4 protein-coding genes and 1 pseudogene are annotated in these 17,991 nt (G+C 42.5%); all 5 read right to left on the reverse strand.

What is annotated here, in order from left to right:
* Window positions 1-2: 2 nt before the first annotated feature.
* Entirely contained in the window at window positions 3-12,047 is a 12,045-nt protein-coding gene (locus SCB73_RS18275; RefSeq protein WP_320567618.1) for an Ig-like domain-containing protein, read from the reverse strand.
* 969 nt (window positions 12,048-13,016) lie between these two features.
* Window positions 13,017-13,503: pseudogene (locus tag SCB73_RS18280) on the reverse strand (IS6 family transposase).
* A gap of 564 nt (window positions 13,504-14,067) precedes the next feature.
* Entirely contained in the window at window positions 14,068-14,973 is a 906-nt protein-coding gene (locus SCB73_RS18285; RefSeq protein ID WP_320567619.1) for a carbohydrate kinase family protein, read from the reverse strand.
* A gap of 25 nt (window positions 14,974-14,998) precedes the next feature.
* Window positions 14,999-16,555, reverse strand: coding sequence for a glycoside hydrolase family 32 protein (locus tag SCB73_RS18290; RefSeq protein WP_320567620.1), 1,557 nt, complete (start codon window positions 16,553-16,555; stop codon window positions 14,999-15,001).
* A 20-nt stretch (window positions 16,556-16,575) separates the two neighbouring features.
* Window positions 16,576-17,973 carry a DUF4960 domain-containing protein gene (locus SCB73_RS18295; protein ID WP_320567621.1) on the reverse strand — a complete coding sequence of 466 codons (1,398 nt, stop codon included), beginning with the start codon at window positions 17,971-17,973 and terminating at the stop codon, window positions 16,576-16,578.
* Between the last annotated feature and the right edge of the window lie 18 nt (window positions 17,974-17,991).

Raw genomic sequence — 17,991 nt, forward strand, 5'->3', positions numbered from 1 at the left:
ATTTAATTTTTTATATACAGATAACCCGATTTCTCCTGCGTCCTATTTGACGTTTCATCCTGATATTTCAGAGTGTAGAAATAAGTTCCATCCGGCAGGCGGTCACCTCTTGAGATTGTTGTCCTTGCGTCTGAATATCCCTGGAATATGTTTCTGTTTGACCCATAACCCGAGGTCTCGAAGACTTTTACTCCCCAGCGGTTATAAATCTCAACACTATTATTCGGATAGCACTCCAATCCCTGGATCTGGAATTCGTCATTAATTCCGTCACCATTTGGAGAGACAGCATTAAACACTTCTATGACACAGTTAACAACATCAACCACCGTTGGATTATCATCTACAAAATTTTCATCGTCAGAGAGGGCATTTACTTTTTCTCCCGAAGGCGCCGTCCCTTCTGCCAAGGCCTGGTTAGTGACTGATCCTGCATCGATATCAGCGCGTGTAATTACATACACGGCGCTGAAATTTGTTGCATTAATCTCCTGCGGCGCTAAAGTGATTGGGCTGCCGGACAGCACTATTGCAGGTAAATTATCCGTTATGAATACATTTGTCAAGGTCGTATTCCCCGTGTTTTTAACCTCAAAATTATACCTGATTGTCTCTCCTTCTTCGGCAAATCCGTTGCTGTTCTCATCTATTACAACAGCTTTCTTGATTACCGCGATGCCTGATTCTGCGGCCAATGGGGTAATGGTGCAGGTTGGACAAAGGGGATCTGCCGGACATGCGGTACATGGCAGCGGATCAGTTGATATTGCAGTTACATCATTTCCTTTAGGATCTTTACCTATTGCTTTTGCAAGGTTGTAGACTACTGCTCTATCAAGATCAGCCTGCGTTACCATATGAACGGCTGTAAATGCCGAGGTATCTGCCACATCTGGGGCTAATGAAGGCAAAGGTCCACCTGCTACAGCGGCATTATCATCAAGTATGATAATGTTGGTCAATATTGTGCTTCCAATATTCATCACTGTAAAAGAATATTCTATTCTGTCGCCGATATCAATTTTTCCGTTACCGTTCCCATCCACATAGGTTCCGTGTTTGGCAAGCGAAATGCCAGAGATATTGTCTGTCGGCAAATCGGTCGAACAGCCTGCAGGATTGGTACATGAAGGATCTGGATTCCCAGGATTATTAGGATCTTCCGGTTTAGAAGGCACCTCCGGGCCCTCATCTGCTGATGCTGTGGCAAGGTTTGCAATCGTTGTGAGACCTTTAAGATCTGACGCTGTCTTAACTTTAAAGCTGAAACTTTGGATCATGCCAACTCCCAAATTGGTGGCCGTAAAAATGACTATTCCATCTGTAAGTGTCCCCCCGCTTACATAAATTGTATTTGCCGGTACGGCATCTCTAATTGTTACAGCGGCGATTTTGGCACTTCCTGTATTTTTAACGGTAAGCCTATAAGTTAATTCTTCATTGGCCTGCGCTTTGCCGTCTCCATCTGAATCAAGTACTGTTTTCACTAAGGTAAATACAGCAGGACAATTATCTACATTCAATGTAATTAAATTGCTTTGCATTGAAGTGCATATTCCATTACTTACCACAGCACTGTAAGTTCCCGCATCAGAAGCTGATGCCTCTGCTATCACATAAGAGGAATTTACAGCTCCAATGATTGCAGTGCCATCTTTATACCACTGAAAAATTCCTGTGCCTGATGCGCTGATTGTTGTACTGTTGCCTGCACATATTGATGCTTGTCCTGATAAGCTGATAATCGGCTCTTTTGGTAATGCGTTTATGGTTACAATTACAGCCTTGACTGCTGAACATCCTTCTGCCGTTGTTCCCTTTATATAATAAATACCGCTGCTGGTTACTGCATTTGCGTTGGCAAGAACTGTTGTAGCTGTAGCATCGCTGAAATAAGCAAACGTCAGATTTGCTGTACTTCCAGAGGTTACTGCCGGTACGGTCAGATCAACTGCTGTACCCGAACATACTGCTGCAGGGTTGGTGATTGATACAATCGGTGCTGGATTGATGGTTACCTGAACTGGCTTGGTATCTGAACATCCCTCTGCCGTTGTTCCCTTTATATAATAAGTGCCAGACGCTGTGATGGCATTGGCATTGGCAAGAGGCTGTGTTCCTGCCGCATCGCTGAAATAAGCAAACGTCAGATTTGCTGTGCTTCCAGAGGTTATTGCAGGCAAGGTCAGGTCGACCGAGGTGCCAGAACATACTGCTGCTGGGTTGGTGATTGCTAAAACCGGTGCCGGATTGATGGTTACCTGCACTGGCTTCATATTTGAACATCCCGCTGCAGTTGTTCCTTTTATGTAATAGGTGCCCCCTGTGGCTACTGCATCTGCATTGGCAAGAGCAATAGTGCCCGCCGCATCTGTAAAATAAGCATAAGTCAGGTCTGCCGTGCTTCCAGCGGTTACCGCCGCCGCGGTAAGATCTACTGTCGTGCCTGAGCATACTGCCACCGGGCTGGTAATCACTACTGCGGGTGTTGGGGTTACAACAACAGAGCTTGTCGCATTATCAGAAAATGTATTGACTCCATTGCTCACGGTAGCCTGCAGGCTGACAACATAAGTGCCTGCCGCCGCATAACTATGTGTAGGGGCCTGATCAGTGCTTAGGGCGGTTCCATCACCGAAATCCCAAACCAGGCCTGTCAAGGAATAGCCTGCTGCTATAGTAGAGGCGCTGGTAAATTCAAACGCATTTCCTACAAGGCACTCATTGGCAGGATACACCGAAATGTCAACGGCCACATTCGGATTTTTGGTTATCGAAATAGACTCGCTTTTGGCTGCCGTACAGCCATAGCCGTTACTGACTGTCAGGGCTACTGTATAGCTGCCCGCAACGTCATACTGGTGCGTTGGAATAGCTGCTGAAGAAGTGCTGCCATCGCCGAAATCCCAGCTATAGCTAATACCCGTTCCAGCAGAAATTGGGGTAAAGGTATACTGGTCATTTGCGTTATTGATGGCATCATAGGTAAATGATGCATCCGGCTGGGGATTGACCACGACGTTTACCGGGCTGATCGAAGAACATCCTGTGGCAGGGTCAGTCCCCTGAATGTAATAAGTATCACTTGCTGTGATGGAATTGGCATTGGCCAGAGGCTGGGTGCCTGCCGCATCGCTGAAATAGGAATATACCAGATTTGCTGTGCTTCCAGAGATTATTGCCGGCAAGGTCAGGTCGACCGAGGTGCCAGAACATACTGCTGCTGGGTTGGTGATTGATACAATCGGCATTGGATTGATCGTTACCTGAACTGGCTTGGTATCTGAACATCCTTCTGCCGTTGTTCCCTTTATATAATAAATACCGCTGCTGGTTACTGCATTTGCGTTGGCAAGAACTGTTGTAGCTGTAGCATCGCTGAAATAAGCAAACGTCAGATTTGCTGTACTTCCAGAGGTTACTGCCGGTACGGTCAGATCAACTGCTGTACCCGAACATACTGCTGCAGGGTTGGTGATTGATACAATCGGTGCCGGATTGATGGTTACCTGAACTGGCTTGGTATCTGAACATCCCTCTGCCGTTGTTCCCTTTATATAATAAGTGCCAGACGCTGTGATGGCATTGGCATTGGCAAGAGGCTGTGTTCCTGCCGCATCGCTGAAATAAGCAAACGTCAGATTTGCTGTGCTTCCAAAGGTTATTGCAGGCAAGGTCAGGTCGATCGAGGTGCCAGAACATACTGCTGCTGGGTTGGTGATTGCTAAAACCGGTGCCGGATTGATGATTACCTGCACTGGCTTCATATTTGAACATCCCGCTGCAGTTGTTCCTTTTATGTAATAGGTGCCCCCTGTGGCTACTGCATCTGCATTGGCAAGAGCAATAGTGCCCGCCGCATCTGTAAAATAAGCATAAGTCAGGTCTGCCGTGCTTCCAGCGGTTACCGCCGCCGCGGTAAGATCTACTGTCGTGCCTGAGCATACTGCCGCCGGGCTGGTAATCACTACTGCGGGTGTTGGGGTTACAACAACAGAGCTTGTCGCATTATCAGAAAATGTATTGACTCCATTGCTCACGGTAGCCTGCAGGCTGACAACATAAGTGCCTGCCGCCGCATAACTATGTGTAGGGGCCTGATCAGTGCTTAGGGCGGTTCCATCACCGAAATCCCAAACCAGGCCTGTCAAGGAATAGCCTGCTGCTATAGTAGAGGCGCTGGTAAATTCAAACGCATTTCCTACAAGGCACTCATTGGCAGGATACACCGAAATGTCAGCGGCCACATTCGGATTTTTGGTTATCGAAATAGACTCGCTTTTGGCTGCCGTACAGCCATAGCCGTTACTGACTGTCAGGGCTACTGTATAGCTGCCCGCAACGTCATACTGGTGCGTTGGAATAGCTGCTGAAGAAGTGCTGCCATCGCCGAAATCCCAGCTATAGCTAATACCCGTTCCAGCAGAAATTGGGGTAAAGGTATACTGGTCATTTGCGTTATTGATGGCATCATAGGTAAATGATGCATCCGGCTGGGGATTGACCACGACGTTTACCGGGCTGATCGAAGAACATCCTGTGGCAGGGTCAGTCCCCTGAATGTAATAAGTATCACTTGCTGTGATGGAATTGGCATTGGCCAGAGGCTGGGTGCCTGCCGCATCGCTGAAATAGGAATATACCAGATTTGCTGTGCTTCCAGAGATTATTGCCGGCAAGGTCAGGTCGACCGAGGTGCCAGAACATACTGCTGCTGGGTTGGTGATTGATACAATCGGCATTGGATTGATCGTTACCTGAACTGGCTTGGTATCTGAACATCCTTCTGCCGTTGTTCCCTTTATATAATAAGTGCCAGACGCTGTGATGGCATTGGCATTGGCCAGAGGCTGCGTTACTGCAGCATCGCTGAAATAAGCAAACGTCAGATTTGCTGTACTTCCAGAGGTTACTGCCGGTACGGTCAGATCAACTGCTGTACCCGAACATACTGCTGCTGGGTTGGTGATTGCTAAAACCGGTGCCGGATTGATGGTTACCTGAACTGGCTTGGTATCTGAACATCCCTCTGCCGTTGTTCCCTTTATATAATAAGTGCCAGACGCTGTGATGGCATTGGCATTGGCAAGAGGCTGTGTTCCTGCCGCATCGCTGAAATAAGCAAACGTCAGATTTGCTGTGCTTCCAGAGGTTATTGCAGGCAAGGTCAGGTCGACCGAGGTGCCAGAACAAACAGCTGCCGGGTTGGTGATGGTTACAACAGGTGTCGGGTAAACCGTCACCGCTACGCTCTGGATTGCAGAACATCCCTGTGGAGTGGTTCCTTGTATGTAATAGGTGCCTCCTGCGGTTACTGAAGACGGATTGGACAGCAAGGTGGTTGCTGCCGAATCGCTAAAATAAGTGAAGGCCAGCCCGGATGTGCTTCCCGCTGTTATGGATGCCGCAGTAAGGTCAACCGATGTCCCTGAACATACTGCTGGCGGGTTGGTAACAGTTACTGTCGGTATTGGATTGATGGTTACATGCACCGGACTGATCGCATAACAGCCCTCTGGTGTAGTTCCTTTGATATAATAAGTACCCTCTGTTGTGACTGAAGCTGGATTAGAAAGTACAACACTGCCTGCAGCATCAGTAAAATAAGTAAAGGTCAGATTTGGTGTACTTCCTGTTGTAACTGTCGGTTCAGTCAAGTCAACTGGAATACCTGAACATACTGCTGGCGGGTTAGTAATGTTTACAGAAGGTATAGGATCAATAGTTACCACAACATATTGCATTGCTGAACATCCTTCTGGTGTTGTCCCTTTTATATAATAAGTACCGCCTTCTGCTACTGCCTCGGGGCTAACAAGAACTGTTGTAGCTTCAGCATCTGTAAAATAAGTAAAAGTCAGATTTGCGGTGCTTCCAGCAGTTACTGAGGGCGCTGTCAAATCTACTGTTGTGCCTGAACATACTGCTGATGGATCGGACGTTACCACTATAGGGGTCGGATAAACCGTTACCGTTACAGGCTGGATTGCTGAGCATCCTTCTGGTGTTGTTCCTTTTATGTAATAAATACCGCTTGTCGTTACTCCTTCTGCATTGTCAAGTGCTACGGTGCCTGCGGCGTCTGTAAAATAAGTAAAGGTCAGATTGGGTGTGCTTCCTGCGGTTACTTCTGCCACAGTAATATCTACGATAGTGCCCTCGCATACAGGTGCAGGATCAGTCACACTTACAACCGGTATTGGGTTAATAGTTACCAAAACAGGACTGATTGCAGAACATCCCTCTGGTGTTGTTCCTTTTATGTAGTAGGTGCCGCCTGCTGTTACTGCATCTGGATTGGCAAAAGCTGCAGTGCCGGCAGCATCAGTAAAATAAGCAAATGTCAGGTTCGGTGTGCTTCCTGCCGTTACTGACGCTGCGGTCAAGTCAACTGGTACCCCGGAACATTCTGCTGGCGGTGGTGTTATTGTAACTGTGGGAGTCGGATCAATTGTTACCGTGACAGGGCCTATTGCTGAGCATCCTTCTGATGTCGTTGCTTTTATATAATAAATGCCGCTTGCCGTTACTGTATCTGCATCGTCAAGGACTATTGTGCCTGCAACATCTGTAAAATAAGTAAAGCTCAGATTGGCTGTACTTCCAGCTGTGACGGACAGAGCCGTCAAATCAACTGTGTCCGAACAAACCGCTGGCGGGTTGTCAATCACTAAAGATGGAGCTGGGTTGATCGTTACCTGTACCGGAGTAATCGCTGAGCATCCTCCGGGTGTTGTTCCCTGAATATAATAAGTGCCGCTTGCTGTCACAGCGTTTGCATTGACTAAAGGCTGCGTGGCAGCCACATCACTGAAATAAGCAAACGATAGTCCCGATGTGCTGCCCGCTGTTATATCCGGCGCTGTCAGATCAACTGCCGTACCCGCACAGACTGCCGATGGACTGTTGACAACTACAAATGGTGTTGGGGTTACGGTTACCTGCACGGGACTGATTGACGAACATCCTTCAGGAGTTGTTCCCTTAATGTAAAAAATACCGCTTGTTGTTATGGCATCTGCCCCATCCAAGGTTTGCGTCCCATCCTGATCAATAAAATAGCTATATGCCAAATTAGCGGTACTGCCAGAAGTTACTGCTGCTGCTGTAATATCTACTGTAGTGCCCTCGCATACTGCTGGCGGATTGTTGATTGTTACAACAGGCAGCGGATTGATGGTTACCTGCACCGGACTTATCGCAGAACACCCCTCAGGAGTTGTTCCCTTTATATAATAAGTCCCTGTTGCTGTTACTGCATCTGGATTGGCGAGGGCCACTGTTCCGGCGGCATCTGTAAAATAAGCAAAGGTAAGGTTTGATGTGCTTCCAGAGGTTATTGCCGGTGCGGTCAAATCAATAGGAGTACCAGAACATACTGCCAACGGATTGGTAATGGTTACTGCAGGCGTGGCGATTACCAGAACAGAACTCGTGGCATTATCGGAAAAAGTATTGACGCCATTACTGACCGTAGCCTGCAGATTTACAACATAAGTGCCTGCTGCTGTATAATTATGAATTGGATTCAACGCAGTGCTTACCGGTGTACCATCGCCAAAATCCCAAATGAGGCCTGTCAGCGAATAGCCCGATGCTATGATCGAGGCACTTGTAAATTCAAACGCATTTCCAATAAGGCATTCATTGGCAGGAAACACCGAAATGTCTGCTGTCACATTCGGATTTTTGCTTATGAAAATAGTTTCAGTTGTGACGTCAGTGCAGCCATTGAGATTGGTAGCGGTGAGCGTTATAATATAAGTGCCCTGTAAATCATACTGATGTGTTGGAACAGCTGCAGAAGAAGTTCCTCCGTCTCCGAAATCCCAGCTATAAGTAATATCTGTGGCAGCAGAGATTGGTGTAAACGTATACTCGTCATTTGCGTTATTGATTGCATCATAGGTAAATGAAGCGTCAGGCTGCAGGTTGACTTCTACAGCTACTGGGCTGATTGAAGAACAGCCTGTAGCAGGATCAGTTCCCTTTATATAATAAGTATCGCTTGCTGTGACCGCAGTTGCATCAGCCAGAGGCTGCGTCCCTGCTGCATCGCTAAAATAGGAATAAGTTAAACTTGGTGTGCTTCCTGCAGTCACAGCTGCTGAGGTAAGGTCTACGGCTGCTGGTGAGCACACTGCTGCCGGATTGGTAATTGCAACAGTTGGCAGCGGATTTATAGTTATTGTTGCTGCAGCGCTAGACGGACACGGTGCAAATGAATATGAGGCAACAACATTTACAGTATATGTACCTGGAGTACTTGCCGCCAAATCAATCTCACCGCTATTGGGATTTATAACCAGACCGGCTGTCGAGGTGAATGTGAATGCATGTGATGCGCCGAGAAGATTGGATCCTGTCAGCCTGTGGCGGCGCAATACGGGATCTGGAGGGGCTGACCATGTGACTATCAGATCTGGCAATACTGTTCCAGATCCGCAGAAGGGACCGCCAGGATATGTCAGACTTGTATCTGCCGGCGCCAAGTTGCTTACTGCGACCGGTTTTATAGCTGAATCGCATCCTGCAACAGTATCTGTTCCTTTTATATAATACGTGCCTGGAATTGTGACTGCAGCGGGATTGGCCAATGCGTTAGCACCTGCGGCATCTGTAAAATAGGTAAAAGTCAAATTTGCCGAGCTGCCAGCGGTTACTGCAGGCAAGGTAAGATCTACAGCAGTTCCTGCGCAGACGGGATCAGGGTCAGTGATTGCTAATACTGGAATGGGATTAACAGATACAGTCACAGCCTTGATTGCGGAACATCCTGCCGCAGTTGTTCCTTTTATGTAATAGGTTCCGCCAGCTGTAACTGCACCAGGCGCACCAAGTGCAATTGTCCCTGCAGCATCTGTGAAATAAGCAAACGTAAGGTTTGGAGTACTTCCAGCAGTTACTGCCGGAGCAGTCAAATCAACTGAGGTCCCCGAACATACTGCCGCAGGAGCATTGGTAACTAATGTGGGAGTCGGGTTAATTGTTACAGCCACACCCTGTATTGCCGAACACCCAGCTGCAGTTGTTCCTTTAATGTAATAAGTTCCGCTTGTCGTCACTGCGCTTGGCGAAGCGAGAACTGCTGTAGCAGCCGCATCTGTAAAGTAAGTAAACGTTAGATTTGCAGTGCTTCCAGCAGTTACTGATGGTGCAGTAAGGTTAACTGATGTACCTGAACACACTGCTGGCGGAGCCGCTGTTACCACTGTAGGGCTCGGATTAAATGAAACTGCTACAGCCTTAATTGCCGAACATCCAGATGCAGTTGTTCCTTTTATATAATAAGTCCCCCCTGCTGTTACTGCACTTGGCGTATCAAGAACTGATGTTCCTGCTGCATCAGTAAAATAAGTATAGGTAAGGCCTGCTGTACTTCCAGCGGTTACTGACGATGCAGTCAGGTCGACTGGTGTGCCTGCACATACTTTAGGCGGGGCTGTGGTGACCACTGTTGGCACCGGATTGACCGTTACCGTTACAGGCTGGATTGCAGAACATCCTTCCGCGTTCGTAGCCTTAATGTAATAAGTGCCACTGGCGGCAACTGCCTCAGAATTGGCAAGAGCAACTGTGCCTGCCGAATCAGTAAAATAAGTAAATGTAACACCTGCTGTGCTCCCTGCCGTTACAGCTGCATCTGTAAGATTTACTGTACTAGGCGAACATACTGCAGCAGGATTATTAATAACAAGTGTTGGCAAGGGATTTAAAGTTATAACTAAGCCGGCGGTGTTGGTAGTATTGCAAGGCGCTCCGACAGTCACAGCGCAAGTGTAATTATTTACTCCTGCACTAAGATCAGTGTAGCTGACAGCAGGGCTTTTTAAATTTTGATTTCCTGAATTGATTCCTGGACCAGTCCATAAATAGGAAGCTGCACCAGATATATCAACATCTAATTGAATGGTGCCTGAATTTAATTTGCATAATGTTGGATTGTTCAAACCATTTGCAGATGCCGTCGGTGCACTTGCCACACCAATTTGTGCTGACTGTGTTACAACATTTCCGCATCCATCCTGTACTTTGAAATAATAAGTTCCTTTGCTCAGTGCTGTAAATTGGTTTGAGCTTTGAAAAGCCCCATATGTTGCCCCTCCATCTGTGCTTAAAGCATACGACAATTCATTATTGGGAGCTGGTGAAATACTAGTGGCCGAAATTGTAAGTATTCCGTCAGCCGCGCCGTCACTACAGACAAAACCTCCGGTATTACTTCTGTCTACCTTGACAGTATTGCTTGCATCATAGGTAATTGTTTCAGTCAGTACATTGGTATTGCCTCCCTTAATGCGCAACCCAAAAACGTAGGTGCCATAATTCAAGCCATTAAACGGGAGTGATGCCGTTGTACTGGCTAAATCTCTTACCTGCCCCACATTTGAAGGCCCTGAAACGATAATGACCTGATAAGCACTGGCTACATCGAAATTACCTTTCATTGTATAATTAAAACCTCCGCAGACCGGTGTCATTGTGCCAGCTGAAAGGGTTGCAACATACCCCTGTACAACTGCATTCATGGATTTCGTACCGCAGGGACCTGTTATGCTAAGCGTATAATTCCCTTTTGGCCAATATCCAACTGGATCTGTCGGATTTACTCTTGGAAGTGTAGCATTGCCTGTCGAATTTAATGTCACGCTGCCCGTTGTTCCCAAGGGCACCAAAGGATTGCTGGATGCTGTTACAGTATAAGTCAGTACATCCCCTATTTGATAAGGAGTATTGGAAAGTATCAGCAAACCATACCCCAGCACATTTAAATTAGGCTGTACAGCTGACAAAAATTGTGAAGGTGTAAATGAAGGCTCAGCGGGAATATTAATTTGAGATGAGGGATTACCTAAAAAATTTCCAGTTGTATTTCCCGCTGCATCAATGTAGGTAAAATTATAAGTGGCTCCTGCCGTAAAACCGCTTAAGGTCGCAGGAATACTTGACAATGTCTGTGTAATTACATCGGAAGGATCGGCAGTATTGGTAAAAACCATATCCATCGGAAGGCAGGTCAACAAATTGGCTCTAACGCTCAGTAAGCCAGTTCCTCCACAATTAGATGTAGTTATGGTTCCTCCATTATATACGTGCCTGATTGGAAATTCTTTTGTGTTGCCGCACTGATCCATCAGCACTACCCTCATATTATTAATGTCTGCGTATATGTCTTCACGGGTAGCTGCGAGCGGCATTTTAAAACTTATAGTCTGCGGTGAAATACCATCCGCTCCTACGGCAGCATTTCCGTCTGTACCAATTCCATACAACTGGCCTTGAAACTTTATTTTCCATCTAAACAATGCTGCATCAGCAGCCGAGATAACAGTACTGTTCGAAATATATTGAAAACCAGCTTCCACCATAATGATTATCGGTGATGAACAGGAAGAGGTCTGGTGCTTAGGATATGCGTAACCAATTCCTAATTTAAAATCGTTTACAGTTACGGTAGGATTGGTGACAGCTGTTGATCCCGTGACAGTTTGTCCGCAGGCATCTGTAGCACTTACAATGTAACTGCCTGCAGGCTGTGCATTAAAAGCAAAAGTAGAAGCGCTTACGGCACCGCTATCCTGAATTATTGAACCAGGAGAAGACTGCAGTGCTATCTTGTAGGTTATCGGTAATTTACCGCCTGTAACCGTAGTTGTTAAAACTGCAGATCCTCCAGAACAGCTGGCAACTTTAGTTGGCGTCGCAATGCTCATCGGCGTATAACCGTCTGAAACTGCTATATTTGCGCTTGTAAAAATCGTACCTGTACTTGTATTGCGCCCTTTAAGCGTATAAGTCCCTGTGGAAAGAGCCTCGAAAAGAGGGTTAGTCGTAAATTGAGCAGGATCATTTGGAATTGGTGCAATAACAACATTATTTTTAAGCAATTGATACTGGGGAGAAGCCCATCCTGCATTATTGCTGGCCGTGATAGTACCTCCGCCTAAACAGCCGGTTGTACCTGGCGTACCCGAGACTGTTTGCGCAGAGGAAAAAATACTTAGAAAAAAAATTAAAATTAGAGTTAATGTAAATTTCGATTTCATAACTATTTTTATATTAAATTATAAACTTTACCACTCAAACAATCAGGATATCCTTTAAGCAGATATTGGGCAGGCTTGATCACTCCTTGTTAGCTATTATCAACTAACTGCAAAGAAAAATCTACCAAAATATCATTGAAGACTTAAAACAATCATCTATTTCAAAAGCAGACTGCTTATCTAACCTGATTCAAATTTTTAGCTGATCAGCAATATCTTACCTTCCAATTCTCTAAATTTTGCGACAAACTTTATATTTATCACTGTTTAATTTTATTATTTGGAATCTGGCTTGGGCAATGAAAATTTAACTAGACATTTTCCTTGGCAGTTATTCAATATGGCATTAAAATAAGTACCACAACTGCAAAAAAATAAAGCCTTAAATCATGTAAAGCACATATTGATAGTACGGGCAAATAAAAAGTGCGAATAGGAATAAAATCAGATGGCGGAAAGAAGATAGAATATGATGTAAGACGACGGAATCACTTTTATAAATGACAGTGCTGCAATTTTTTGAATTAAAGAACGTGGCAGTACATCTGGGCAATATCTTGCATTATCATTTGCAGTTAAGGCTACAATTAAAGTAAGTAAGCAATTATTTTATTTTTTTATACAATAACGTTATTTCTTACAAAAGTAAATAAGTAGATAAAAAAAAAACTGTTGCAACAACAATTTCATGTTGCAAATTATAAAATGAAACAATATTTAACATAACTGCTTAGCAATAAAAAAACTAATGCTTTAAACTTCAAAGCATTTAAGACTCTAGTAATTTTCTTATAATAATCATAGCAAGGTGTTTTAAAAATAAAATTGAGGCATAAAGCGAGATTAGTATTCAGTTTTTAATGATTTTTAAAATTTCATTTTCAAATGCAACAAAATCAATTAAAATGATACTTTTAGGTTCTGTCGTATCTGTCAAAATCAAATCTAAGAATTTAGGAGATATAAAAGTTAACCCGCCAGCGTACAGAATGATTTAAATATAGAGATCCCGGTCTAATCATCTGATTCTTCCGAAGCATATGCACAACTTCAATTCCGTTTAGAGTTCTTGTTGCAGATTAAAAACTTTTAAAACCTAATTCGTTTTGTATCAGCTATTTGACAAAACGATAGTCCTGTTCGATAATATTGTTGAGATATTTACATTGCCTAATTTATCCACTGTCCTGTAATAATAACACCAAATGTCTTTTAATTTTACATAGGTTTCATCCAATCTCCAGCTTGCTCCAACTTTGACCTTTCTCTTCTTAATTTCTGATTCAATGAAAGGCTTAAATTTATAAACGCAGCCTTGGATTGTAGCATGATCCACAATCACCCCCCTAATTTTCATTAATTCTTCCTCACCCCGATAGCTTAAAGCAAACCTAAGCTTGAAATAGACTGCCTTTAGAATAATGGCCTTTGGATAGCAATGACCTTTAGTGTTCATTTTTAGGTGTGTTTAAAATTCTAAAGATAAAAGTTATTCGCAGATGCGCTAGAACCCAAAAATGCGCTCTTAACTTTATCTACATTTTTCTTTAGCAAATCCACTAACTAATTATAAAAATGTAGCTTAACTTTTTCTCCAGTTTTTGTTTGCATATCCATTAGCATCCTGATATAAGATATTGTTGATTATTTTTAATTCCAGCCACGCTTCGCCCGAAAGTTTTATTTGCATACAAAAGCAGTTTACCTTCCTTCTTGTGGTCGTATATTACCTTCCCGAAATCCAGTGCATATCCTGCATGTATTTGCTTCCAAATTTTATAATATTACGATAAAAGCCTAATATCTAAAAGATATCAGGCTTTACTTCAAAAAACAAATACTTAAATTAAGTAATTAAAACTTAAACAAAATTCGAAAAACACCCAGTATTTAATAAAATTCGAATTTTAAAAAAACATAAGACCCCTCATAAGCGATATTAAACTTAATTATTGTTAAGAAGACTAACTGCAAGAATTTTTGTTTAGACAACTCATATCTCATTTAAATTTCATAAAAGTTAAATTTTAATTTTTAACATCATTCTTTCAATTCTGGAAAGCGAAATTTCAGGATTAGCTCCAGGTGATTCAGCTACTAATGCACCAACTGCACAGGCAAAATCAATTGAATGCTGAGGAACTTTTCCGCTTAATAATGAAGCTATCAAAGCCGCCAGAAATGAATCTCCGGCACCTACGGTGTCAGCTACTTCAACAGGATATCCCTCATTTTCATAAATTTGGCCTTCCCACATCAGCAAAGCTCCGTGTTTTCCCCTGGTTACACACATTCCCTTTACTTCGCTTTTTTCAGCTATAAAATTCATATTGTCTTTCAGACTTGTAAACGGCGAGGACATAGCAGCAGTAATTTCTAATAATTCCTCATCATTAAACTTTATAAAATCAGCTGATTGCATGAGGCGTTCCAGCATTTCATAAGAATAATGCGGTTTTCTTAAATTCACATCAAAAACCTTATAGACTTTTTTTTGCAGCATTTCTTCCAGTGAAAGCCTTGAAACGTCATCTCGGCAAACTAAACTGCCATAAATTAAAACATCCGCATTAGCAACTGAATTCCTCGCCAAATCATTCAATTCAATTTTATCCCATGCAGACGGGTAACTGATTTCATAACTTGCCGATCCGCGCTCATTTAAGGTTACGTTGACCAAACCAGTCGGAAAATCTTCTGAAACTACAATCGTATCGGTTTCAAGCCCCATTTTTTTTACCTGACTTTTTATCTCTTTTCCGTCTTCATCATTTCCAACACAGCTTATCATAGTCACTTCACAACCAAGCGATTTCATACGAAGTGCTACATTCAATGGTGCTCCTCCAATCTTTTTCTCATTAGCAAAAACATCCCAAAGCACTTCTCCGTATGCCACCACCTTAAGGTTTTTTCCGTTATTCATTCTAAAATTATTTTATTATTAATTTCTATTCAGGTTGGGTTATCTGAAGATTTGAGATTGTGCTCGTTTGTCCTTCAGCAATTAAACCCCATTTATTTTTGTCTCTTCCGTAAACGCGATTTGTGAGAGCTGCTTTTCCGTTTATGTAAACTATGACAACACTTCCTTCAGTAATTATTTCAACATCATATTTTACATTCGTCTGAAATGCAAATGGTAAACGGGTTACTTCCTGCGAAGCCGAATTATAACCGCTTATTTTACTATTAGCAATATCCAAAACCACTTTATAATAACTTCCTGTATCATTGGTATGAAAAACAAATCCAGTTGTTCCTGAAGCTTTAGTTAAAGTAACTTCTGCTTTTATTTTGATTTTCTTTCCAATGCTTTTAAAAACAACCATTGCTTTTTCTGTTTCTCCAGATAAAGAATAAGTTCCATTGTTAGCAGTTGCATTCGCTGAAATTGCATCTACTTCAGCAGTAGTATTTTTTTTCGAAAATAAATCTTTCACCGATTTGGGAGATTGAGTTCCTAAAGTTCCATCTGAATTCTGAATCAATTCATGGATAACCATATTCCCTGCCCAATCTTTATTTCCTAAATCATTATCAGGCGTTTTTCTGGCATTCCATCCAAAAACATATCTTTTATTTCCGTCAGAAGCCGTTTTTCCTGCGTAAAAGTATTCTCCATCAATTCTGTCATTTTCCGGTTTTGTCCATGGACCAGTTATTGATGATGAAATTCTGTAATGCGTTCCTTTATTGCCACTCCAATTCTCAGAAAAAATTAAATACCAATTGCTTCCCATTTTGAAAATATCCGCACATTCCATCATCAGATAGTTATCTTCAGGCGTTGTGGTATAAATTGGAGCTTGAACATCCCATTTTCCTGATGTAGGATCAGCGCTTGTAAAATGTAACAAAACGGCTTTTCTTCCAGGTTCTGTTTGTGTACTCACTAACATTGAATATTTTTTCAATTCATCATTATAAAATACATGCGGATCTCTGAAATCATAGTTGTAATATCCCGCCGGAGCTGTAATTTTAAAAGATGGAACTTTTGTCCATTTTTTCAAATCGCTGCTGGTTGCACATAACACACTTTCTCTTGCATTCGATTGTACAAAAGCCGGAGTTTCATTGTGCCCTGTGTAATAGAAATAATAAAGATTGCCCACTTTGACAACTGATCCTGTGCCAATAGCAAAATCAGGTTCAAGCGTTGTACCATATGGAATGGTTTGACCTTCATAAGTAAAATGTGCCAAATCTGTACTTTGATATTCATGAATATCATGAAATCCTTTTCCAGCAGGTTTATTCTGTGCATCATGCAAAAAATAAATATGAAATTTTCCGTTATCGAAAAAAGGCATAATATCTCCTGTATAACCCGCACTGTAATATGGGTCGTTTGCGCCCATCCATTGCGCGGGCGGAACAGGAAAAACACTTGTTATTTCAGAATTGCCTCCTGAAATCGAACCTCCAATATACGTTTCATCCTGACTGCATGAAGCCAGTGAAAAGAAAACGAAGGCGATTGTTATTATATTTCTATATTTCATTTTATTAAATTCAAAGTGATTTATTTTGCCGCTAGATAATTGATACTGTTTTGCGTCAATAGTCTGATGTTTGTTATAAACTCATTGGCCTGACTTGGCACTCCGTTGCTATTGGTTTCGTTGTACCAATCGTAAGCTCCCATAGAAATTACAATTACATTTTTATTCGTACTTGTATTTGGAAATTCTGCAATGGTAACTCTTCCGTTCAGTTCATTATCCCAAGCTTCACTTGCCAGATTGGTTCCTCCTGTTTGGTTTCTCCAACCTTCTCCATTATTGTAGCCTCCCCATTCCGGTAAAAACCACCACGCTGTATGATTTAATCTGAAAGTTCCGCTTTGTAATAAATTGGCTTTTCCAGCTTCAAAAGTGGTTAAACCCTGAAAGATTGGATGACCTTCATGACCAACGAATGACATTCCCCACGAATTACCATCAACAAATCCGTTTGGAGGGAAATCACCAAAAACATTATTTGGTCCTTTTCCTGACGGAACAATTCCTAAAGCATCGACATATTGCGAAGCAAAAGAAGTCAAAAGCAGGTTTCCACCATTTGTTCTGAAATTTTTAAGTGCGTTTGTAACCGCAGGATTATAAGCTACAGAAGGTAAATTTGCAGCTGAATCAAAATGCCACCAAATCACATCAATATCACTTAAATCGGCACCGTTTTGTATACTTTCGAAAGAAATGTATTTCGCACCAGGGAAATTATCAAACAACCAGTTCGAAGCCGTAACTTCATCCATGTTTGTAATTCCTGATCTTGTAGCGGCAGTTCCTAAAAACGCCACAGTTAATCCTGTTACCGGAACTCCAACGTTTGCTGTATAATTAACGCTTTTTCCGTTTGATGTTATTACAAAAGTGACTGCATTTGTAAAATCAATTGTTGCGCCCGAAGCAGGTGAAATTGTAACACCCGTTGTAACTTCGATTACTGGCTTAAGCGCTCTTAAATTAGTATCTTCAGGCAAAGTCATATTAATCGTTTTATTAATATCGTTTACAGTAGCTGCAACACCATTTATCTTAAAACTCTTAATCGGACTTAAAACAGTTGTGGTTACTGTATAATCTTTATATAAATTGCCATTAACCACTCTGAATTTTACCGGATTTGTAAAATTCATAGCTGAATTTAATTCCGGATTTGATGTTGCCCCTTCTTCAAAAACAACTTCCGGCTTTATGGCTGTTATATCTGATCCGTACGGCATTACAACAGTAATTTTTCCTGTTGTCTGATCAATGCTTCCTGAAACTCCGTTTAGTTTGAAGGAAAGTACATTTGAAGGCGAACTCACATCAAATCCGCCAGTTTCAAAATTATTTTCGCAGGCAGTAATCATAAAAATCATTGCCAATATTATAGATACTTTGGTCCAATATTTATTTAAAGCTTTTTTCATATTGCTGAATCTTTAAGG

Origin of the sequence: Flavobacterium sp. KACC 22761 (assembly GCF_034058155.1) — a bacterium.
In the GTDB taxonomy this organism is placed as follows: domain Bacteria; phylum Bacteroidota; class Bacteroidia; order Flavobacteriales; family Flavobacteriaceae; genus Flavobacterium.